Source organism: Rhodanobacter thiooxydans LCS2, from assembly GCF_000264375.1.
Classification (GTDB): Bacteria; Pseudomonadota; Gammaproteobacteria; order Xanthomonadales; family Rhodanobacteraceae; genus Rhodanobacter; species Rhodanobacter thiooxydans.
In genome coordinates this window covers 1-22,017 of the sequence record NZ_AJXW01000009.1, presented here as the reverse complement: position 1 = coordinate 22,017, position 22,017 = coordinate 1, and the positions used below count along the sequence as shown (strand labels likewise).

General features: G+C 67.3%; 14 protein-coding genes. 7 read left to right on the top strand and 7 right to left on the bottom strand.

The features are described 5' to 3' along the window. The first annotated feature begins 18 nt into the window (after nucleotides 1-18). From UUA_RS02285 to UUA_RS02275, 3 genes are all read left to right on the top strand, one after another. Nucleotides 19-2,640, top strand: coding sequence for a glycosyltransferase family 2 protein (locus tag UUA_RS02285; protein WP_008433910.1), 2,622 nt, complete (start codon nucleotides 19-21; stop codon nucleotides 2,638-2,640). Between the two features lie 136 nt (nucleotides 2,641-2,776). After that, nucleotides 2,777-4,546 (top strand): autotransporter assembly complex protein TamA, encoded by a 1,770-nt coding sequence (locus tag UUA_RS02280; RefSeq protein WP_039953430.1) that lies wholly within the window; start codon nucleotides 2,777-2,779, stop codon nucleotides 4,544-4,546. A 38-nt stretch (nucleotides 4,547-4,584) separates the two neighbouring features. Further along, nucleotides 4,585-8,334, top strand: a complete 3,750-nt coding sequence (locus UUA_RS02275; protein ID WP_008433907.1) for a translocation/assembly module TamB domain-containing protein — start codon at nucleotides 4,585-4,587, stop codon at nucleotides 8,332-8,334. A gap of 339 nt (nucleotides 8,335-8,673) precedes the next feature. Here the strand turns inward: UUA_RS02275 and UUA_RS02265 are convergent, their stop codons facing one another. Both UUA_RS02265 and UUA_RS20180 read right to left on the bottom strand, forming a co-directional pair. After that, complete coding sequence (locus UUA_RS02265) at nucleotides 8,674-9,816, bottom strand: HlyD family secretion protein (RefSeq protein ID WP_008433903.1); 1,143 nt, start codon at nucleotides 9,814-9,816, stop codon at nucleotides 8,674-8,676. After that, nucleotides 9,813-9,944 carry a hypothetical protein gene (locus UUA_RS20180; protein WP_268793784.1) on the bottom strand — a complete coding sequence of 44 codons (132 nt, stop codon included), beginning with the start codon at nucleotides 9,942-9,944 and terminating at the stop codon, nucleotides 9,813-9,815. The genes UUA_RS02265 and UUA_RS20180 overlap by 4 nt, the downstream gene beginning before the upstream one ends. A 26-nt stretch (nucleotides 9,945-9,970) precedes the next feature. Here UUA_RS20180 and UUA_RS02260 point away from each other — a divergent pair, with 26 nt between their 5' ends. The 4 genes from UUA_RS02260 to UUA_RS02245 all read left to right on the top strand — a co-directional run bounded on the left by UUA_RS02260 (nucleotide 9,971) and on the right by UUA_RS02245 (nucleotide 14,513). Continuing rightward, nucleotides 9,971-11,521, top strand: coding sequence for a DHA2 family efflux MFS transporter permease subunit (locus UUA_RS02260; RefSeq protein ID WP_008433901.1), 1,551 nt, complete (start codon nucleotides 9,971-9,973; stop codon nucleotides 11,519-11,521). Nucleotides 11,522-11,595: 74 nt separating this feature from the next. Further along, nucleotides 11,596-13,647 (top strand): M13 family metallopeptidase, encoded by a 2,052-nt coding sequence (locus tag UUA_RS02255; RefSeq protein WP_039953427.1) that lies wholly within the window; start codon nucleotides 11,596-11,598, stop codon nucleotides 13,645-13,647. A 206-nt stretch (nucleotides 13,648-13,853) separates the two neighbouring features. Next, nucleotides 13,854-14,075 (top strand): AbrB/MazE/SpoVT family DNA-binding domain-containing protein, encoded by a 222-nt coding sequence (locus UUA_RS02250; RefSeq protein WP_008433897.1) that lies wholly within the window; start codon nucleotides 13,854-13,856, stop codon nucleotides 14,073-14,075. 9 nt (nucleotides 14,076-14,084) lie between these two features. Beyond that, the gene (locus UUA_RS02245; RefSeq protein WP_008433895.1) at nucleotides 14,085-14,513 is read left to right on the top strand and encodes a type II toxin-antitoxin system death-on-curing family toxin; all 429 of its coding nucleotides are present in this window, start codon (nucleotides 14,085-14,087) and stop codon (nucleotides 14,511-14,513) included. 32 nt (nucleotides 14,514-14,545) lie between these two features. Here UUA_RS02245 and UUA_RS02240 read toward each other — a convergent pair whose 3' ends face one another. From UUA_RS02240 to UUA_RS02220, 5 genes are all read right to left on the bottom strand, one after another. Continuing rightward, a complete protein-coding gene (locus UUA_RS02240; RefSeq protein ID WP_235605860.1) occupies nucleotides 14,546-15,100 on the bottom strand; it encodes a class I SAM-dependent methyltransferase in 555 nt (184 codons plus the stop codon). Between the two features lie 46 nt (nucleotides 15,101-15,146). Then, nucleotides 15,147-16,106 carry a hypothetical protein gene (locus UUA_RS02235; protein ID WP_153022844.1) on the bottom strand — a complete coding sequence of 320 codons (960 nt, stop codon included), beginning with the start codon at nucleotides 16,104-16,106 and terminating at the stop codon, nucleotides 15,147-15,149. A 150-nt stretch (nucleotides 16,107-16,256) separates the two neighbouring features. Next, the gene (gene murD / locus UUA_RS02230) at nucleotides 16,257-17,630 is read right to left on the bottom strand and encodes a UDP-N-acetylmuramoyl-L-alanine--D-glutamate ligase (protein WP_008433892.1); all 1,374 of its coding nucleotides are present in this window, start codon (nucleotides 17,628-17,630) and stop codon (nucleotides 16,257-16,259) included. A 105-nt stretch (nucleotides 17,631-17,735) separates the two neighbouring features. Continuing rightward, nucleotides 17,736-19,091 (bottom strand): UDP-N-acetyl-alpha-D-muramoyl-L-alanyl-L-glutamate epimerase, encoded by a 1,356-nt coding sequence (gene murL / locus UUA_RS02225; protein ID WP_425476871.1) that lies wholly within the window; start codon nucleotides 19,089-19,091, stop codon nucleotides 17,736-17,738. A gap of 139 nt (nucleotides 19,092-19,230) precedes the next feature. Further along, a complete protein-coding gene (locus tag UUA_RS02220) occupies nucleotides 19,231-21,846 on the bottom strand; it encodes a bifunctional aspartate kinase/diaminopimelate decarboxylase (protein ID WP_268793781.1) in 2,616 nt (871 codons plus the stop codon). Nucleotides 21,847-22,017: the final 171 nt, after the last annotated feature.

The window sequence follows — 22,017 nt, the reverse complement described above, 5'->3', positions numbered from 1 at the left end:
CTTCCTCCGGGGATTTTTTTGAGCGCCACCGCAGCAAACCACAACAGCCGGTATCCGCTGCTCACGGCGATCGTGCTCGCCCTGATCGTGGCCGCGATGAACATCGGGCTGTGGTGGTGGGGTAACTACCCGCGCGGGCCGGAGGACTGGCACGGCAAGGTCGGCGGCTACGCGCTGTCGGTGTTCCAGCGCTACCAGAGCCCGTTCAAGCAGGATTACCCCAGCGACGACGAGATCGCCGCCGACCTCAAGCTACTGCACCGCTACACCGACCACATCCGCACCTACACCATGCGGCAGAACCCGCAGTTGTACCGGCTGGCGCAGGCCGAAGGGCTGAAGGTGATGGCCGGTGCGGAGATCGACAAGCGGCTGGACAACAACGAGCGCGAGATCGACCTGCTGATCGCCAAGGCGCGCGCCTACCCGGACACCGTCACCCGGGTCATCGTGGGCAACGAGGTGCTGTTCCGCAACGACCTGCCGCCCGAGCAGATGATGCTGTACCTGGACCGCGTGCGCGCGGCCGTGCACCAGCCGGTGTCGATCGCCGAGCCGGATTACATCTGGCTGAAGTATCCCGAGCTGGTGCAGCACGTGGACTTCATCACCATCCACCTGTTCCCGTTCTGGAACGGCGTGCCGGTCAGCGGCCCTTCCGGCAACCCCCATCCGGCGCTGGATCAGGCGCTCGGCGCCTACCAGCAGATTCGCCAGCGCTACCCGGACAAGCCGGTGGTGGTCGGCGAAATCGGCTGGCCGTCGAACGGCGACCGCCACGAGTACGCCGACCCGTCGGTCTCCAACGAGGCGATCTTCATCCGCGACTGGATGAACGCAGCCAAGGCGGAGCACATCGACTACTACCTGATGGAAGCGTTCGACCAGCCGTGGAAGGAGAACCTCGGCGAGGGTCGCACCGGTGCGTACTGGGGCATGTTCAACGCCGACCGCCAACTGAAGTTCCCGCTGACCGGCCCGGTGGTCGAGGACACCTCGTGGCCGTGGAAGGCGATCGCGGCGAGCCTGCTGGCGCTGCTGCCGATGATCCTGTTCGCGCGCCGCTTCAGCCGCTTCAAGCTGATGGGGCGGTTCTTCTTCGCCGCGCTGATCCAGCTCGCCTGCGGCCTGATCGTGTGGTCGGCCACGCTGCCGTTCAACTTCTACCTGAGCTGGGTCGACTGGACCATGCTCACGCTGCTGTTCCCGGCGCAGATCGCCATCCTCGCTATCCTGCTGATCAACGGCTTCGAGTTCACCGAGGTGCTGTGGCGGCGCGACTGGCTTCGCCATGCCGGCATGCTCACGCCCGACCCGCCGGAGAAGCAGCCGTTCGTGTCGATCCACCTGGCCTGCTACAACGAGCCGCCGGAGATGGTGCAGGTCACGCTGGATTCGCTGGCCGCACTGGACTACGCCAACTTCGAAGTGCTGGTGATCGACAACAACACCAAGGACCCGGCAGTGTGGCAGCCGGTGCAGGCCTATTGCGAGAAGCTGGGCAAGCGCTTCCGCTTCTTCCACCTGGAGCCGTGGCCCGGCTTCAAGGCCGGCGCGCTGAACTTCGGCCTGAAGGAGACTGCGCCGGAGGCTGACGTGGTGGCGGTGATCGACGCCGACTACGTGGTGCGGCCGGACTGGCTGGCCACCCTCACCGGCCACTTCCACGACCCGAAGGTGGCGGTGGTGCAGTGCCCGCAGTCGCACCGCGATTTCGAGCATAACCGCTTCCGCCGCATGACCGCGTGGGAGTTCGACGGCTTCTTCCGCATCGGCATGCACCATCGCAACGAGCGCAACGCGATCATCCAGCACGGCACCATGACGATGGTCCGCCGTAGCGCACTGGAAGGCACCGGGGGCTGGTCGGAGTGGACCATCTGCGAGGACGCCGAGCTCGGCCTGCGCCTGATGCACGCCGGCTACGAGCTGGTCTACGTCGACGAGCTGATGGGCAAGGGCCTCACCCCGGCCGACTTCAAGGCGTACAAGAGCCAGCGCTACCGCTGGGCGTTCGGCGCCATGCAGATCCTCAAGGGCCGCTGGCAGTGGATGACGCAGAAAGGCCCGCTCTCGGCCGGCCAGCGCTTCCACTTCCTCACCGGCTGGTTCAGCTGGTTCGCCGACGCGCTGCACCTGATCTTCACCCTGATGGCGCTGTTCTGGACCGCGGGCATGATCGCCTTCCCGCAATACTTCAGCCTGCCGATGCAGCTGTTCCTGATCCCGGTGATCGGCTTCTTCTTCGCCAAGGCAATCTTCGGCATCGTGCTGTACCGCGCCCGCGTGCCTTGCAGCTGGTACGACACGCTGATGGCCTCGCTGGCCAGCATGGGCCTCAGCCACGCCATCGCGCGCGGCATCCTGCACGGGCTGACCCGCAAGAAAACCTCGTTCGTGGTCACCGCCAAGAGCCGGCGCCTGGGCGGCAGCGGCTTCGCCGCGTTCGCGCCGGTACGCGAGGAACTGCTGATGGCGGTGGCGCTGACACTGTGCATCGTCGGCATGGCGCTGGGCTACGGCACGCGCTACATCGAAGGCACCTTGTGGATGTTCATCCTCGCCGCGCAGTCGATCCCGTACGTGTCGGCGGTGATCGGCGCGTGGATCGCGCACAAGGCGGGCGACAAGGCCGGCTGATATCGCCTCGGCGATAGCGGCCGATCCGGCTGTCGTTCCGCCCTGCTCGGGGCGACGACCGGGCTTCATACGAAGCCCACGGGAAGTTGGGTAAGCTCCCTTCATCCAAGCACACGCCGAGAATGGCACCCCACGCATGCGCCGTCTCTGCCGACGCCCGAGCCTCCTGTTGCTGTTGCTGCTGGCACCGCAGGCCCATGCCGGGGTGCAGCTGGCGGTGGACGGCATCGCGGACCCGCTGAAGGCAGCGGCAGTCGCCGGCGTGGAGCTCTCGCAATACGCCACTCGCGACGTCAGCGCCGCCCAGGCGCGGCGCCTGTACGAGCGCGCGCCCGGCCAGGTGAAGTCTGCGCTGGAGCCATACGGTTACTACGACGCGACCGTCACCGGCGACCTGCAGCAGGTCGGCAAGGACTGGCGGGTGACCTTGCACGTGCAGACGAGCGAGCCGGTCAAGGTCACCTCCGTCGAGGTGACACTGGACCAGGCGGCGGCCACCCTGCCCCCGGTCCTTCACGCGAAGCGCGCGCTCGAACAGCTCAAGGGCGAGCCGCTGGACCACGGTGCCTACGACGCGGCGCGCGACGCGCTCAGCGCCCAGCTCACCGCCACCGGCTTCCTCGACGCGCGCCTGCTCACCCATCGGGTCGAAGTGACCCGCGCCGACCACAGCGCGGCGATCAAGCTGGCGTGGCAGGTCGGTCCGCGTTACCGCTACGGCCAGGTGCACTTCGACGGCTCGCAGTTCAGGGACGGCTTTCTTGACCGCTACGTGCCGTTCAAGTCCGGCGACTACTTCTCGCAGGCCCAGTTGCTGGAACTGCAGCAGGCGCTGAACGGCGCGGACTATTTCGCGGTGGTCAACGTGCAGCCGGACGTGGACCAGGCGAAGCGCGGCGTGGTCGACGTCAGCGTGCAGCTGGCGCCGGCCAAGCGCACCGTCTACACCGGCGGTCCGTTCATCGGCACCGACACTGGCTTCGGCATGCGCGGCGCGATGGAGCGGCGCTGGGTCAACCGGCGCGGGCACAAGTGGAAGAACGAACTGGTGGTGGCGCAGAAGCTGAAGACGCTGTCCACGCTGTACTCGATCCCGATGCCCGGCGACAACCAGCGCAGCTACAACGTCGGTGCGAACTTCCGCGACGCGAACACCGCCACCTCGCAGTCGCGCACGCTGGAGCTGGTCGGCAACGAGACTCGCCAGTGGCACGGCTGGACCCGCACGCTGGGCGTGCACGTACTGTCCGGCACCTTCACCGTGGGCAAGCGCGGCGGTGAGCCGGACAACGCGCCCGGCGTCGAGCACGGGCACAGCACACTGGTGTTCGGCGAGGCCGCGCTGACGCGCAAGCAGGCCGACAACATCGACTTCGTGCATCGTGGCTGGCTGCTCAGCGTGGCCGCGCGCAGCACCGCCGGCGGCCTGCTGTCCGACACCAGCTTCAGCGAACTGACCGCCGACGCGAAGTGGATCCGCGCGTTCGGCACGCGCCAGCGCGACCGGTTGATCCTGCGCGGCAGCGCTGGCGTGACCTGGACCGACGACTTTGCGGCGCTCCCGCCGCAACTGCGCTTCTTTGCCGGCGGCGACCGCTCGGTGCGCGGCTACGGCTACCAGGCGATCGGCCCGCGCAACAGTGCCGGCCGCGTGATCGGCGGTCACCACCTGCTGGTCGCCAGCGCCGAGGTCGAGCACTACTTCACGCGCAACTGGGGCATGGCCGCCTTCGTCGACGCCGGCAACGCGTTCAGCGGCACCGACTTCCGGCCGAAGGTCGGCACTGGCGTGGGCCTGCGCTGGCGCTCGCCGGTGGGCATGATCCGCGTGGACCTGGGCACGCCGATCCATGACGACCGCGCGCACGGCATCCGGCTGCATCTGGTGATCGGGCCGGACCTGTAGTCGGTGCGGTTTGGAGACGAACGGAGGAAGCTGGCGACATGAACTGGTTCAAGCGCATCGCCATCGCGTTTGCCGCGCTGCTGCTGGTTCTGGCGGTGGTGCTGTGGTGGGTGCTCGGCACCGGTTCCGGGCTGCGCTTCGCGCTGGCGCGGGCCCAGTCCGCTACCAACGGCGCGCTGCAGGTGCAGCAGGCGCTTGGCCGGCTGATCGGCCCGCTGGAGCTGGCCGGCGTACGCTACGACAACGGCAACGGCACCGTGGTGACCGTGGCGAAGGCGCATCTGGATCTGCGCTTCTGGCCTTTGCTGGCCAAACGCCTGCATGTGCTCGCGCTGGACGCCGATGGCGTCGAGGTGGCCCTGCCCAAGTCTGCCGCCGACGGCACCGCCAGCTCCGGCAGCTTCTCGCTGCGCCCGCCGATCGAGCTGATCCTCGATCGCGCGCACGTGGGCACGCTGAAGGTGACGCAGGACGGCCAGACGCTGTTCGCCTCCAGCCGACTCGACCTCGGCGGCCGCTGGAGCGACCGCGGCATCGAACTGCGCCAGCTCGTGCTGCAGGCGCCCGCCGGCCACGCCAATCTGGATGGCACGTTGGCGATCGGCACGCGTTACCAGGGCAAGGGCAAGGCCGCCTTCGCCTGGAACATCGGCGGCACCGGTTACGCCGGCAGCCTGGATGCGCACAGCGACGGCAAACAGGCGCAACTCGACCTCAGGCTCACGGCACCGGCCGTGGCCCGACTGCAGGTGGACCTGAGCCAGTCCGGCGACTACGCCTGGACCGGCCAGCTCGACGCGCCGCGCTTCGACCCGAAACCGCTGCTCGGCGACAGTTCGCTGAAGGCGCTGGCGATTGCCGTGCAAGGCCATGGCGACCGCCACGGCGGCACGCTCGACGGCCAGCTCGATCTCAACGACTACCCGTTGCTGCTGCAACCGCTGCGCGCGCGGTTCAGCGACGGCTTCCATGCGCTGACCCTGCAGCAGCTCAAGCTGGGTTCGCCGCGGATCAAGGGCAGTATGGAAGCCAATGGCACCGTGCAACTTGCCGCCAAGCCGCTCAGCGCCACGCTGGACATCCGCTGGAGCGACCTGCTGCTGCCGGCGGACCTGGCCGGCCAGGTGCTGGCCAGCCGCGGCGTGCTGAAAGCCGGCGGCAGTGTCGACGCGTACCATGCCGAAGGCGACATCGACATCGGCCCGCCGGGCAAGCTGGCGAAACTGGCGCTGAATCTCGACGGCACGCCGCAGCTGCTCACCCTGCACACGCTGGCGCTGAAGCAGGCGCAAGGCGTCCTGCAAGCCCGTGGCACGCTGACCCTGCAGCCGGCCCTGGCGTGGCAGGCCGAAGCCACCGCCGACAAGTTCGACCCCGGCCAGCTGTTCGCCGGATGGAACGGCGCACTGGATTTCGCCATCGCCAGCAGCGGCAGCCTGCCGAAGAACGGCCCCGACGCCACGCTGGAAATCCGCCAGCTGGCCGGCAAGCTGCGCGAACGTGCGGTCAGCGGCCACGGCAAGCTGCACCTGTCGCCCGGCGAGGTGGTCGACGGTCAGCTCGACCTCGCCTCCGGTGGCAGCACGGTGAAGCTGGATGCCCGCCCCGGCGCCAGCAACGATGCCGACCTGCAACTGGCGATCGCCTCGCTGGACGACTGGCTGCCGGATGCCGGCGGCCGTCTGGACGGCCATTTCAACATCCGCGGCCGACCGCCAAAGCTGGCCATCAACGGCCAGCTGCGCGGCCAGACACTGGCCTGGCGGCAGCAGAAGGCGGATACGCTGCGGCTGATCGTGGGCATTCCCGACATCAGCCATCCGGCCGGCAAGCTCGACCTGCAGACCCGTGGCACCCATCTGCAGGGCCTGCTGTTCCAGCAGCTCGACCTGCTGGCCGAGGGCAGCCAGGGCAATCATCGACTGACGCTCGACGCGCGCGGCAGCCAGCTCTCCGGCCGGCTCGCGCTGCACGGCGCGCTGAAGGGCCCGGCCTGGAACGGCACGCTGTCCACCTTCGACCTCGAACCGCAGGGCATGCCCGGCTGGCGTCTGCGGCAACCGTCGCAACTGCGCTACAACGACGGCGCGATGAGCCTGTCCGAGCTGTGCCTGACGGCCGGCGATCCACAGTTGTGCGTGACCGCGAAACTGGACAAGCCGGGCAATCTCGATGCCAGTTATCGACTGCAGGCGCTGCCGCTGGCGCTGCTGTTGAATGCGGCCGGCGATGCCGACCTGCCGATCCGCGCCGAGGGTAGCCTGGAAGGCGGCGGCCGGATCCGTCGCAGCGCCGCCGGTGCGCTCAGCGGCAACGCCTCGCTCAGTTCCGCGCAAGGCAGCGTCAGCTACACCGACCGCGCCGAAGAGCCGCTGCTGCGCTACGACCAGTTGCGCGTGGGCGCCGATCTTGCGCCTGCCGCCCAGCGCATCACAGTGCACGGCGGACTCGACAACGGCGGCCGCATCGACGGCCTGGTCACCCTCAGCGGCGCGCAGCAGGCGCTGGGCGGCCAGCTCGACCTGCGGCTGAACAGCCTCGCCTTCGTCGAGCTGTTCAGCAGCGCGGTGGCCGGCGTCAAGGGCGGCGTCGACGGCAACTTCCGTTTCGCCGGCACGCTGAAACAACCCACGGTCACCGGCCAGGCGAACGTGCGCGGCTTCGCCGCCGAAGTACCCTCGGCCGGACTCAAGCTGAGCGAGGGCCAGCTCACGCTCAGCACCACCGACGCGCGGCAGTTGCTGATCCGCGGCAGCGTGCGATCGGGCAAGGGCAGCGTGGCGATCGAGGGCAGCGCTGTCCTCGGCAGCGAGACCCGGGCGAACCTCACGCTCAAGGGCAGCCAGTTCAGCGCCGTCGACATCCCTGCCGCCCGGGTGGTGCTCTCGCCTGACCTCATCGTGAAGCAGGACGCCACCGGCATCGACGTCAGCGGTGCGCTCAGCATCGACAGTGCCGACATCAACGCCGAAAAATTACTCGGTACCGGCGCCACCCAGCATTCGTCCGACGTCGTGGTGGTCGATGACAAGCAGCCGCAAGAGACCGCCAGCAAGCTGTCGGTAAGCGCCATGGTCAAGGTCGATCTCGGCCACAAGGCGCACGTCGTCGGCATGGGCCTGGACGGTCACGTCAGCGGTACGCTGACCGTCGTGGAACGCCCCGGCCGTGCCACCACCGGGCAGGGCCAGCTCGCCGTCGACGGCACCTACAAGGCCTACGGCCAGAGCCTGCATATCCAGCGCGGCCAGCTGCTGTTCGCCGGCACGCCAATCGACAACCCGGGGCTGAACATCCGCGCCGTGCGCAAGCTCAACCCGAACGCGACCATCGACGAAGGCCAGGAGGTCGGCCTGCTGGTCGCGGGCACCGCGCAGCGACCGGTCCTTACCGTGTTCTCCAACCCCGCGATGGAGCAGTCCGACGCGCTGTCCTACCTGGTCACCGGCAAGCCGCTGTCGCAGGTGAAAGGCGGCGAAGGCGACATGGTCGGTGCCGCCGCGCAGGCGCTCGGCTCAGCCGCCGGCGACCTGCTGGCCAAGAGCATCGGCGCGAAGATCGGCCTGGACGACGTCGGCGTGTCCAGCAATGCGGCGCTCGGCGGCAGCTCGGCATTCACCGTGGGCAAGTACCTGTCACCGCGGCTGTACCTCAGCTACGGCGTGGGCCTGTTCGAGCCGGGCGAGGTGATCACCTTGCGCTACCGCCTCAGCAAGCGCTGGCACTTGGAGGCGCAACAGGCCACCTTGTTCAGCCGCGCCAGCCTCAACTACCGCATCGAGAAATGATCGGCCGGCGATTCCGAGATACAGCGACGGGGGTGGCGCTGAAGCCTGCCTTGACGTGGCTCGCGGTGTCGTCCGCCAGCACTTCCGAAGCGTCCCCCTCGATGCCGGCCAGCACTGCCTATGCGATGTCCTGCGGTTTCGCCTTCGGCGCCTCGACGCTCTTCACCATGTCGGCGCCGATGTAGCCCGCATGCACGGCTACGACCTGGTGCCCTGCCCGCGCAGCTCGTTGCGCAAGCCGTTGGTGAGCGCCCACGCGGAAGTGGGAATGCGACTCTGGTGGCGGCAAGCCGCGCCGCCCATCCGTTTCTTGCGGGTGATGGCGGGTGTCGCGCGTATTCAGCGCGCCGCTTGCATGGAAGGCGAGGCGATCAGCTTCACGGTGACCGTGCTGGACAAGCCAGGCCGCAGCCGCGCCAGCGCGGCCTGGCCCGGATCGAAGCGGATGCGTACCGGCACCCGCTGCACGATCTTGGTGAAGTTGCCGGTGCCCGGCTCGAACGGCAGCAGCGAGAACTGCGAGCCGGAACCCGGTGCGAAACTCTCGACGTGGCCGTGCAGGGTCTGGCCGGGCAGCGCGTCGACGTCCACGCGGGCGTCCTGGCCGACCACCATGCGCGCGGTCTGGGTTTCCTTGAAGTTCGCGATCACGTACAGCGCATCCAGCGGCACCACGGTGAGCAGGCGCGAGCCGGGCTTCACGTAGTCGCCGGGCTCGACCTGGCGATCGCCGACCACGCCGTCGATCGGCGCGCGTACCAGGGTGTTGGTCTGATCCTGCCGCGCCAGGTCGAGCGCGGCTTTCGCATTGGCCACCGCCGCTTCGGCCTGTGCCAGGTTCGCTTGCAGGGTCAGCCGTTTTGCCCGTATCACCGATGCCTGGCCGCGACTGACCGCGAATTCGGCGCGGCTGTGTTCGGCATTCGCCTGTGCGGTGACCGCGGCGGTGCGGTATTGCTCGGCGTCGCGGCGGGCCACCGCGCCGCTGGCAATCAAGGCGTCGAAGCGTTTGCGGTCGGCTTCGGCCAGCGACTGCTGCGCCTCGGCCGAGCGGATCGAGGTCCGCGCCGCGTGCACGTTCGACGCCGCCAGCTTTTCCTCCGCATCCAGCGCCACCAGGGCAGCGTTTGCCGCAGCGACACCGGATAGCGCGTTCTGCAACTCGGCGGCGGCCGAAGCGACCCGCGCGTCGAACTCCTCCGCGTCGATGCGCACCAGCGGGTCACCGCGATGCTCGTGCTGGTCATGCCTCACCAGCACTTCGGCGACCAGGCCACGCACTTTCGGCGCAACCACCGAGCTGTCGGCCTGCAGGTAGGCATTGTCGGTGGAGACGCTGCGCTTGGGTGCGGCGATCCACAACGCGCCAGCGACTGCGACCAGCAACGCCACGGCCGCCACTGACACGGGACGGCGCGACCACGGCGCACGCGGTGCCGTCGGCACGACGGCGGGAACGCCTGGGGCACCGTCGGCGCTCATGGCTGCGGCGCCTCCAGGCCGAGTCGCTGTTTCAGCTGCTTGCGCGAGGCCGTGAGGATCGCGTCCGAATGCTTCACATCCAGCTCGATGCGCGCCAGCGACAGCGCGCCGATCAGCTGGGCGATCATCGAGCGCCGCCCCGGCCGATCTGTCGTTGCCGCGCAAATTCCTGATCTTTGGCGTGATGGCGTTCGGCATGTTCATGGCGCTTATCGACATCCAGATCGTGGCCGCCTCGCTCAACGAGGTCCAGGCAGGACTGTCGGCCGGGCCGGACGAGATCAGCTGGGTGCAGACCGGTTACTTGATGGCCGAACTGGTGATGATCCCGTTAGCCGCGTTCCTGGCGCAGGCATTGTCGACACGCTGGCTGTACGCACTGTCGGCCGGTCTGTTCACCCTGACTAGCGCGCTGTGCGGGATGGCGTGGGACATCCACTCGATGACCGCGTTCCGGGTGATCCAGGGTTTCGTCGGCGGCGCGATGGTGCCGACCGTGTTCGCCACCGGCTTCGCATTGTTCACCGGGCCGCAGCGCGCGCTGATCCCGGCGATCCTCGGCATGGTCTCGGTGCTGGCGCCGACACTGGGGCCGACCGTGGGCGGCTGGCTCACCGAGGCGGTCGGCTGGCGCTCGATCTTCTACATCAACATCGTGCCGGGCATCGTGGTCACCGTGCTGTCGATCCTGCTGGTCCGGGTCGACCGGCCGAACCTGGCGATGCTGAAGAAGATCGATTATGTGCACCTGGCCGCGATGGCGATGTTCCTCGGTGGCCTCGAATACGTGCTGGAGGAAGGTCCGCGCCACGAGTGGCTGGGCGACCCGACGATCGCCACCGCAGCCTGGCTGTCGCTGGTCGGTTTCGCGCTGTTCCTGGAGCGTTCGCTGCGTTCGTCCGGGCCAATCGTCAAGCTGTCGCCGTTCCGCCATTCCAGTTTCGTGTTCGCCTGCGTCTTCAGCCTGGTGATCGGCTTCGGGTTGTATGCATCGACCTACCTGATGCCGGTGTTCCTCGGCCGTGTGCGCGGCTACAACAGCCTGCAGATCGGCACCACCGTGTTCGTCACCGGCATCGCGCAGATCTTCGGCACGGTGGTGGCGGCCCGGCTGTCGCAACGGGTCGACGCGCGCTGGACGATCAGTGTCGGTCTGCTGCTGTTCGCCGCCAGCCTGTGGCTGTTCTCGGCAATGACGCCGCAGTGGGGTTTCGCCACGCTGTTCTGGCCGCAGGCGCTGCGCGGTTTCGCGACGATGCTGTGCATCGTGCCAAGCGTGAACATGGCGCTGAACGGCTTCGCGATGGCCGAGCTGCGCTACGCCTCGGGCCTGTTCAACCTGATGCGCAACCTCGGCGGCGCGATCGGCATCGCGGTGGTCAACACCTGGCTGACGGACGAGACACGCGTCCACGTCGCCCACTTCGGCGAAAGCCTGGGCGAGGCCGGTCGCAACGCGCCCGACGTGGTGGCGCAACTGGCCGCGCGGATCGGCCAGTTCACCAGTGATTCCGCGCATGCGCTGCTGATGGCACGGAGCGAGCTGGGCCAGCTGGTATCGCGTGCGGCAACGACGCTGGCGTTCGACGACGTGTTTCGGCTGATGGCATGGATGTTCATCGCTGCACTGCTACTGGTGCCGCTTTGCCGCATGCCGGCGCAGGCCGCGCCCGCCAGCGTGGAAGCTCACCGACTTCCGTCATAGCCCATAAGTCATGCCCCCGGACCCTCGGACGGGGGCTATGGTGAAGCATTCCTTTCAACGGAGGCGACACGCTCATGCAACACATGCGATGGATTCTTGGTGCCGCGATCCTGTGCAGTCCAACCGCATGGGCGGCCACGCCGACCACCTCGCCCGTCGGCATCGACCTGGCCGGCATCGACCACGGCGTGAAGCCGGGCGACGATTTCTTCCGCTACGCCAATGGTGGCTGGCTGAAGACGGCGCAGATTCCCGCCGACCGCTCCAGCACCGGCACCTTCCTCAAAGTGTTCGAGCAGGCCGAGAAGAACACCGCCGAGCTGATCCGCGATGCAGGCGCCGGCCATCCTGCCGCCGGCAGCAACGCGCGCAGGATCGCCGACTACTACGCCGCCTGGATGGACACCGCCACCATCGAGCAGCATGGTCTGGCGCCGCTCAAGACGGAGCTGGCGCAGGTCGACGCGATCGCCTCGCGCGAGGATCTCGCCCGCATGCTGGGCAGCCGCCTGCGCGCCGACGTCGACCCGATCAACGCCACCCATTTCCACACCCAGAATCTGTTCGGCCTGTTCGTGACGCAGGGGCTGGAAGATCCCTCGCACAACATCGCCTACCTGCTGCAGGGCGGCCTGGGCATGCCCAGCCGCGACTACTACCTGTCCAGCGACCCGCACATGCTGGCAACGCGCGGCAAGTACCTGACCTACATCGGCGCCCTGCTGAAGCAGGCCGACATCGCCGATGCGGCGGCCAAGGCGAAAACCATCCTCGATCTGGAGACGAAGATCGCGCAGGCGCAGACCGACCTGCTCGACAGCCAGGATATCCACAAGGCCAACAACCTCTGGCGCATGGCCGACTTCGCACAGAAGGCGCCGGGCCTCGACTGGGCCAGCTACTTCAAGGCCGCCGGCCTGGACGACCAGCAGCAGATCGACACCTGGCAGCCGAATGCGGTGACCGGCCTGTCGGCACTGGTCGCCAGTGAACCGCTGCCTGCGTGGAAGGACCTGCTGCTCTTCCACACCATCAACCAGAGCGCCGGCCTGCTGCCGAAGGCCTATGCCGACCTCAGCTTCGACTTCTACGGCCGCACCCTGCAGGGCACGCCGCAGCAGCAGCCGCGCTGGAAGCGTGCGGTCGGCGCCACCAGCGGCGACCTTGGTGACGCGGTGGGCCAGCTCTACGTCAAGCACTACTTCCCGGCGTCGTCCAAGGCGGAAATCGAGCAGCTGGTGAAGAACCTGATCGCTGCCTTCAACGACCGCATCGACACGCTGAGCTGGATGACCCCGGCCACGCGCGAAAAAGCCAAGGCCAAACTCGCCACCCTGCGCGTCGGCGTTGGCTACCCGGATACCTGGCGCGACTACGGCTCACTGCAGATCCGTGCCGACGACTCACTCGGCAACCACCTGCGTGCGGAAAAATTCGAGTACGAACACCAGCGCGCCAAGCTCGGCCAGCGTGTCGACAAGGGCGAATGGTGGATGACCCCGCAGACCGTCAACGCGCTGAACCTGCCGCTGCAGAACGCGCTGAACTTTCCCGCCGCGATCCTGCAGCCGCCGTTCTTCGACCCGCATGCCGATGCCGCCGCCAACTACGGCGCGATCGGCGCCATCATCGGCCACGAGATCAGCCACAGCTTCGACAACATGGGCGCGGAGTTCGACGCCGAAGGCCGCCTGGCGAACTGGTGGACGCCGGAAGACCTGGCCCACTTCAAGGCCGCCGGCCAGCAACTGGCGAAGCAGTTCGACCAGTACGAGGCGCTGCCCGGCCTGCACGTCAACGGCGAGCAGACCCTGGGCGAGAACATCGCCGACGTCTCCGGCCTGACCATCGCCTGGCTGGCCTATCACAAGTCGCTCGGCGGCAAGCTGGCCCCGGTGATCGACGGCCTCAGCGGCGACCAGCGCTTCTTCCTCGCCTACGGCCAGGCCTGGCGCTCGAAGATCCGCGACGCCGCCCTGCGCCAGCGCCTCGCCACCGACGTGCACGCTCCCGCCGACTTCCGCGCGCAGACCGTGCGCAACCTGGATCAGTGGTACCCCGCGTTCGACGTGAAGCCGGGCGAGAAGCTTTACCTGGCGCCGAAGGATCGGGTGAAGATCTGGTAGGCGTTTACCGCTGTTGAAAAACGAAGGGCCGCACGCAGGTGCGGCCCTTTTGCGTGGAGCACGGGATGATCAGTCTCCATGTTCTCCCTTTCACGTCTGGGCGGGCAGTCCATGCGGCCAGCAGGAGCATGGACCGCGATATGACTGCGTTGCGCCCACGCCATTGTCGCGTATAACATGCGTTATAACCAATGCCGGAGACCGCCATGAAGCTCAAGATCACCACCATCGGCAACTCCGCCGGCGTCATCCTGCCGCGCGAACTGCTGGCCCGCCTGCGCCTGGAAAAAGGCGACGAACTGTTCGCGCTGGAAACCCCCGACGGCATCCGCCTCACCACCTACGACCCTACCCTGGCCAAGCAGATGGAGGTGGCTGAGGAGGTCATGCGCAAGGATCGCAACGTTTTGCACAAGCTGGCGCAATAGGTAGAGGCCATGATCGTCTGGATCGAAAGGCCGCTCGCCATCGCCATCCACGAACGCCAGCTGGCGGAACACGGCGGCGGCATCGGCGTGCGCGACGACAATTTGCTGGATTCAGCCCTTGCGCGTCCCAGGCAATCGCACGCCTACGGCGACCCACCGCCGGACCTTGCCGACCTTGCTGCCAGCCTCGCCTTCGGGCTGGCACGCAACCACCCGTTCGTCGATGGCAACAAGCGCACGGCGCATGTCTGCTACCGCGTCTTCCTTTCACTCAACGACGCCGACCTCGTCGCCAGTGACGAAGAAAAATACGTCGCCATGATTGCCCTTGCCGAAGGCAGCCTGTCCGAAACCGGGTTCGCCACCTGGCTGCGCCAGCACATCAAGCTCGGCGGCAAGAAGCGCGTGAACGAGCCGCGGGCGCGCTACGCGCGCTGAAGCCGGCCGAAACACTCTTTCAACATCGCGTGTCAGCGCCGGCCAGTCAGGCCGAAATGAAACGGACAACAATCCTGCAGATCAGCTGATTCGATGTCGCGGAATCCGGCGTCGACCATCCATTGCCGGCACTGCTCCAGCGTCGGACGTATCGCCAGCGGCGGGCCGCGCGGAGTCGGGATGTCGCTGCGCCAGTGCATCACCGAAAGCACCCCGGCATCCTGCAGGGTTCGGTGAGCCTCCCGCAGCAGGTCCTGCGGCTGCGCCAGGTGCAGCAGGTTGAAAATCATTGCATGCGCTTGCGAACCGGCAGCCACGTCCGCACCGTCCGCCATGAAGTCCCGCAGTTCGGCCCGGATGTTGGTCAGCCCGAGTCCCGCCGCCTTCCCGCGCACCTCGGCGATCATCTCCGGCTCGATGTCCAGCGCAGTGACCAGTCCGCTGGTGCGCCGCGCGGCAGGCACCGTGAACAAGCCATAGCCGCAGCCAAACTCGATCACGTCGCCCTGCACTTGCGCCGCACCGAACAGCTTCCCGACAGCTGCCTCACCGTCGAAGAAGCTGGCCCACTGCGCCTCGTCGGGCATGCCGCTTTCACGTACCTTCATGTCGCTTTCCCATAGGCATGACAGTTCAATCTTGGCTTCGTGGATAGAAGTTCAAGAGGTCATGCAATGATCGCGAGAGCACTACCGAATACTTCACATCCAACTTTGCTTGTTGAGCGCGAGAGATCGACGCTTTCTCTGCGATTACACGAGAAGAGTACGGCACCGCCGTATAAAAGGACTGAATGTCGAATAGATCGTTCGGTTTAAGAACACCTGTTTGGGATTCAAGTCGAGCCACCATCTCCGCTTCAACGTTGAGTGTCGGGACATCTTCGATCAGTGCTTTGACGGCGCGGCTACGGATCGCGCTGAGTTGCTCAAATGAGTAGCCAAGCTTATGCAATATCCGGATGAACATATCCTGATGTTCCATAAACAATTGGACTGAATAAGCACGACGACGCAAGTCAACCGATTCTCCAGTCAACCTGGCGCGCCGCTCCTCAAAGCGAGCCAAGAGGTTGACCGCATGTTCAGCAAGACCGGCATGTGCGACTCTCCGACGCATATCATCTTGGTTCTTCATAAAGTCGACGTACAGCGCAGCGGAACACTCGGGAGCGTCGACCAGCTTTAGCCGATGTAGTTCTTCCGGGAGTGCAATGAGCTCATCCATTGACTCGAAGGCCTGCAAAAAACTAGGCGCGATCATCCAATGCGATGATGCCTCTGGCGGTGCTTCTCCAAAGAGGCGAAGGAGTGCGTTGCGGATTTCAATCTTCAGACGGCCTTTCCTGCTCCTATACGCATGGCCACGACTCAGTCGCGCCTGTGTCTCAGCCAAGTGACCACGACTGATAGGATCGTTTCGTTTGGACGTCTCAAGAACGTGGGAAGCCGATAACGGGAAAAGTACTTGGCCCAACTCCACTGCCGAAACTAGCTGGCTGTACAGCTCAGCTATCGGTCCTGAATCGATGGCGCCGCTCTGCACTCGCGCCAACTCGATCCACTTATTTTGGTCGAGATATACGATGTCCATACAAGCCCACGCAAGAGAGAAGTGACTCGGTCGCCGCAGGCGATCGACCGCTCTTCGCGATTGAATGCAGCAAGAGCATCATGCACAGAGTGCATTCCTACCGTTACAGACATCGGTCATGTCGCCAACGACCCAGTTCTCGCAGACGATTCAGTCGCGCGGCGTTCCTTCGATACCCAACCCATCAATACTGACAATACCGGAAGAATCGAACCCGGCTAGCGTGGCGAAGCGGCGGCCACGCTCAGCGTAGTCCGTGAACTGGTCGAAGCTCGGTGCGCCCGGCGACAGCAGGATGACGCCGCCACGCGGAGCATGCGTCGTCGCCACGGCGACGGCGCCGGCTAGGTCAGCGACGCGCACGACCGGGCAAGCTGTTCCGGCCTTGCGCAGCGCCGCCTCGATGCGTGCGCCGTTGGCGCCCATGCAGACGATCGCGTGCGCTGGTGCGGCGCGCATCGCTTCGACGAACGGCGTCCAGTCGAGGCCGCGGTCGTGGCCGCCGACCAGCACGGTCACCGTGCGGCCGTGCAGGCTTTCCAGTGCCGCCAGCGTGGCCAGCGGCGTGGTGCTGATCGAGTCGTTGACCCAGTGCCAGCCATCGTGTTCGCCCAGCGGCTGCAGGCGATGCGGCAGCGGACGGAAGGTAGCCAGCGCCGGTGCGGCGGCGAGCGCGTCCATGCCGATCGCCTCCAGCGCTTCCAGCGCAGCGCAGGCGTTGAGTGCGTTGTGCAGACCCGGTGCGACAAGTTGTGCGATGTCGAACACCGCCTGCGCGCCGCGGCGGATCGTGCCGTCCGCCACGTGCCAGCACTCGGGCACGCCGAACAGCAGGCGATGCGGATGCGCGGCGGTGTGCTGCAGCAGGTTCGGCTGCAGGCCGTTGACCAGCAGCGTGCGCGCGGCGTCGGCCAGCTTCAGCTTGTCGGCCACGTAGCGCTCGCGCGAGCCGTGCCAGTCGAGGTGTTCCTCGTACAGGCTGGTGACCACGCCCAGCTCCAGCGGCCCGGCTTCGCCGGTCTGGAAGCTGGACAGCTCGATCACCCACAGATCCGCGCGCTGGCCAAGCAGCTCCAGCAGCGGCAGGCCGATGTTGCCGGCCAGCGCAGTGCGCACGCCCGAGGACCGCGCCAGATGCGCGATCAGCGCGCTGGTGGTGCTTTTGCCCTTGGTGCCGGTCACCGCGATCACCCGCGCGTCGGGGTTCTCGCCGAACCATAGCGCGGTGCCGGAGGTGAACCTCGTGCCCTGCGCCTGCGCAGCCAGCAGGGCCGGCTTGTAGGCCGAGATGCCGGGCGATTTCACCACCACGTCGAAGCGGGCCAGCGCCGCGGCATCCGGTTCGTCGGCAACGATCTCCAGCGTGGGGTCGAACGCGCGCGCGTCCTCGACTTCGGCGGCGCGGCAGAACAGGGTCAGGGCTTGCGCCGGCAGTTGCGAGCGCAGCGCCTTGATCACGGCATGGCCTTCGCGGCCGAAACCCCAGATCGCGACGTGGCGATCGGCTAGTTCAGCGATACGCACGGAAGTCCCCCGGTAGGAGCCCGCTTGCGGGCGATGCTCCTGGCTTCTGCTTGCCTCGAAAGAGCATCGCCCGCGAGCGGGCTCCTACGGAAAACATGCCGTGGTTCATCCGCCGATCGCCGCCAGTGCGGGTTGCAGGCGCGGCGGCACGCGATGTTCGGGCGACGGTTCAAGCCACGGCTCCAGCGCCAGTTGCGCCACATCGAGCTGGGGCAGGATCTCGCTGCGGAAGCGTGCGACCAGCGCGTCCTCCTGCCATTCCGGCCGCTGGCTCAGCGCGTACATCGCGGCGCGCGCTTCGGCGCCCTCGCCCACGCATTCGAACGGCTTGTGGTCCTGGTATTCCAGAAGCGCATCGAAGCCGGCGGCCAGGCCTTCATCGTCGAGCAGGTTGCGGCCGAAGATCGCCAGCAGCCGCGGCTTGGGCAGGAACGGCGCCAGCGCGAGGAACACGAAGTGGCACTTCGGGCACTGCCCGCACCAGCGATCGACCGGCTTCGGGCCGAGCAGCTTGAAGTTGCGGTTGCAGCTGGAGAACACGTCGAAGTACGGCGTCAGCTTGGCGAACGCGCGGGTGATCGCCAGCTCCGAGTACGGCCGCAGCAGCGAGCAGTAGTCGAGATCGGCGGCCACGTGGGTGTGCAGCCAGTCGCCCAGCAAGGTCTCGAACGCGAGGCTCTTGCTCCACTGGTGGTTCACCTGCTGGCCGTCGTACTCCAGCGTGGCGGCCGAGGCGGAGCGCTCGTTGGCGAAGGCGATCGAGTCGTAGCCGTACAGGATCGCGGCGAGGACAAGGATCGCCGAGTTCACCGCGGTCACCGGGATATGCCCGTTCCACGCGCCCAGCCGGTTCAGTTCGAACAGGCCGGACGCCAGCTCGCGCTGCATGTTCAAGGTGGGCAGACCGGTGCGCTCGGCGCAGCCGGCGATCAGCGCGGAGCTGCCCACCCACACCGCGGTCGCCTCGCCGCCGATGGACTTGATCGCCTCCACCGCGACCAACGAATCCTTGCCGCCGCCGATCGGCACCAGGGTGCGCCCGGGCAGATCGAGCGCGCCGACCGAGGGCGCACTGCCACCCCGAGGGAACGCGATCCGACCACGCAAATCCAGCCCATTGCGGTAGGCGAACTCGGCCAGGCCATGCAGGTACAGCTGATCCAGCAGCTCGGCAGTGGCGTCGTCGAGCGGGCCGCTGGCCAGTTCGATCCGCGGCGGTACGCCGGCCTTGTAGTAGCTGACGCCGGCGATCAGATGCAGCAGCTTCAAGGCGGCGTCGAACGCCGCCGCGCGCGCGGCCGGCACGGCCGGCGCATTCGGAAAGCGGATGCGCTCGACCAGTTCCTCGCCATCGTCGAACGCGTACGCCAACTCGGCCACGCCGTCGGCGTAGCTGCAGCGCACGAAGCGGAATACCCGGGTCAGGCGCGGCTGGATCGCATTGCTCACATCTTTCTCCATCGCCCGCATCACCGGAGCGAACAGGCTGATTCTAGCTTCGGGCGGCGCCAGTCCGATGGCTTTCGGCGGGCAAGGGGCGGGACAAACGACGATCCCGCGACTTTCGCCCGCCTGCACCCCCGGACAGGCGAACCCCGGATCAGGCTTCGATCACCACTTCGTCAGCCTCGTCGCGCAGGTTGTAGCGCGAGGACATCACCTTGCCATAAGCGCCGGCCTGCGCGATCAGGATCACATCGCCCTCCTGCGCCTCCTGCAGGCGGCGGTCGGTGCCCAGCACGTCGCCGCTCTCGCAGATCGGGCCGACCACCTGATACAGCGCCGTGGCCGGTTCGCCGAGCCGGCTCAGGTTGACGATCTTGTGCCAGGCGTCGTACAGCGCGGGACGGATCAGGCTGTTCATGCCGGTATCCACGCCGAGATAGCGGAAACCGCCCTTGTCCTTCTGCTGGGTCACCCGCGTCAGCAGCACGCCGGCGTCGGCCACCAGATAGCGGCCCGGCTCCATCCACAGCTGGTACTGCGGATAGACCGCCTTGACCTCGCGCAGCGCACGGTCGAGCGCGGCGATGTCCAGCGGCGCCTCGCCCGGATGCGCAGGCACGCCGAGACCGCCGCCGATGTTGAGGAACACCACGCTGGCGATGCGCTCGGCCAGGCTGGCGAGCTGCGCGTACACCTCGCCCCAATGCGCGGCATCGAGCACGCCAGAACCCAGGTGCGCGTGCAGGCCGCGCACGCTGACGCCATGCGTCTCGGCCAGCTGCAGGAATAACGGGAGCTGATCCAGCGGCAGGCCGAACTTGCTGCCGCTGCCGCCGGTGCGCACCTTCTCGTGGTGGCCCAGGCCGCGGCCCAGGTCCACCCGCAGCACGATCTCGCGGCCGCGAAACAACTCGCCCCAATGCTGCAGCGGATGCAGCGCGTCGAGCGTGACGGTAGCGCGGGTGCCCAGCGCGTAGACATAGTCCTCTCGCGGCGCGAAGTTCGGCGTGAACAGCAGCGGCACCGACTCCGCCACCACCTCCCCGACCGCTTTCAATTCACCCGGCGACACGCACTCGAACGCGAACCCCTCCGCCGCCAGCGCCCGCAGGATCGCCGGATGGGTGTTCGCCTTCACCGCGTAGTGCAGCCGGTCCACTGCCGCCAGCGACTTCAGCTCGCGCGCCTGCTGGCGCACCGTGGGCAGGTGGTAGACGTAGCGCGGCGTGGTCTCGGCGGCCAGTTCCAGCAGGCGCGGGCGCTGCGCCACGCGCCACCACGCCGGCACGGAGGGAACGACTTCGCCGCCGCCATACAGCATCTGCCAGCTGGGGCCGAACAACGCGCTGTCGTCGGTGCGCAGCGCGCCGGCACCGATCAGCAGGTCGTGCAGGTGCGGCAGCAGCACATCGACCACTTCCTCGTCCACCACGAAGGTGAGGTTCAGATTGTTCGACGATTGCGAAATCATGTGCACGCGCAGCTGCCCGAACTCGGCCAGCACGCCGGACAAGGTGTGCAGCAGCGAGCGCATGCCGCGGCCGACCAGGGTGATCGCCGCGCACGGCGCGATCACCTTGACCCGGCACACCTTGGCCAGGTCGCTGGCGAGCGCGGCGATCGCGTCGGAGTCGAGCAGGTTCTCGGTGGGGTCGAGCGATACAGTGACGTTGGTCTCGGCCGAGCCGATCAGGTCCACCGACAGGCCGTGTGTCTTGAAATGGGCAAACACGTCGGCGAGGAAGCCGACCTGCTGCCACATGCCCACCGATTCCATCGACACCAGAGTGATGCCCTTGCGTGCGCTGATCGCCTTGACGCTCGGCGCGTGCGCGCGCACCTCCGGGCCGATCACCGTGCCTTCGAGTTCGGGATGGTTGGTGTCCTTGATCAGCAGCGGCACGCGCGGCTCGCGCAGCGGCGACAGGCAGCGCGGGTGCAGCACCTTGGCGCCGGTGGAGGCGATTTCCTGCGCCTCCTCGTAATCCAGCCGCTGCAGCAGGCGCGCGCCCGGCACCTGGCGCGGGTTGGCAGTGAACATGCCGGCCACGTCGGTCCAGATCTCCACCCGCTGCGCCTTCAGCAGGGCGCCGAAGTACGCGGCCGAGGTATCCGAGCCACCGCGGCCGAGCAGCACAGTGCGGCCGTGCTGTTCACGCGCGATGAAGCCCTGGGTGATGAAGACCTCGCCCAGCGCGGCCAGGCGCGCATTCAAGGCCGCGTCGGGCTTCGCCTCGACCATCGCCGACAGCAGCCGGGTGCGCTCGTTCTGGTTCGGCAACGCGACCGCCGCCAGGCATTCGCGCGCGTCCAGCCACTGCGTGGGCAGGCCGCTGTGGCTGAGGAACGCCGCGCCGAGCGCGCTGGACATCAGCTCGCCGTGCGCCTGCACCTGCGCCTGCCAGGCCAGTTCACCGCGCGGAGCCGGGCCATTGGCGGCCAGCCCGGCCAGCTCGGACAGGCGCGAGCCGAGCGTGTCGGGCAGCGCCAGCTGCATGTGCTCGAGCAGGTCATAGTGGCGTTGCGCGATCGCGCCGGCCGCCGCCTTGCGCTTGTCCTGCTCGCCCTCGCCGCACAGCTGTTTCAACGCGTCGGTAACGCCGGTCAGCGCGGAAACCACCACCAGCACGCGCGCGCCTTCGGCGCGGCGGCTGGCGACCAGTTCGCGGATGTTCTGCCAGCGGGGAAGCGTGGCGACACTGGTGCCGCCGAACTTCATCACGATCCAGGGGGCGTCCGCGGAGAGCGGCGCGGGGTTGGGCGGGGTCACGGGGGTTCGCTATTGAGTGATGGGCATTCGGCCAGTGTTGCGCCGCGGCATTAGAATTGCAAATGGTTTTGCGGGCTATCCGTTTGGACGTATGGACGGCCGAATGGCTTACGCCACTTGACCGGAAAAGAGGGCGCCCGCGATCGAGGCCCCCTCCCCTGCTTGCAGGGG

Coding starts and splice junctions, on each gene's coding strand:
- UUA_RS02235 (WP_153022844.1), bottom strand. CDS start 16,106: ATGGACATCGTATATCTCGACCAAAATAAGTGGATCGAGTTGGCGCGA.
- UUA_RS20180 (WP_268793784.1), bottom strand. CDS start 9,944: ATGATCGCCCAGCTGATCGGCGCGCTGTCGCTGGCGCGCATCGAGCTG.
- murL (WP_425476871.1), bottom strand. CDS start 19,091: ATGGAGAAAGATGTGAGCAATGCGATCCAGCCGCGCCTGACCCGGGTA.
- UUA_RS02265 (WP_008433903.1), bottom strand. CDS start 9,816: ATGAGCGCCGACGGTGCCCCAGGCGTTCCCGCCGTCGTGCCGACGGCA.
- UUA_RS02275 (WP_008433907.1), top strand. CDS start 4,585: ATGAACTGGTTCAAGCGCATCGCCATCGCGTTTGCCGCGCTGCTGCTG.
- UUA_RS02255 (WP_039953427.1), top strand. CDS start 11,596: ATGCAACACATGCGATGGATTCTTGGTGCCGCGATCCTGTGCAGTCCA.
- UUA_RS02240 (WP_235605860.1), bottom strand. CDS start 15,100: ATGCCCGACGAGGCGCAGTGGGCCAGCTTCTTCGACGGTGAGGCAGCT.
- UUA_RS02250 (WP_008433897.1), top strand. CDS start 13,854: ATGAAGCTCAAGATCACCACCATCGGCAACTCCGCCGGCGTCATCCTG.
- UUA_RS02280 (WP_039953430.1), top strand. CDS start 2,777: ATGCGCCGTCTCTGCCGACGCCCGAGCCTCCTGTTGCTGTTGCTGCTG.
- UUA_RS02245 (WP_008433895.1), top strand. CDS start 14,085: ATGATCGTCTGGATCGAAAGGCCGCTCGCCATCGCCATCCACGAACGC.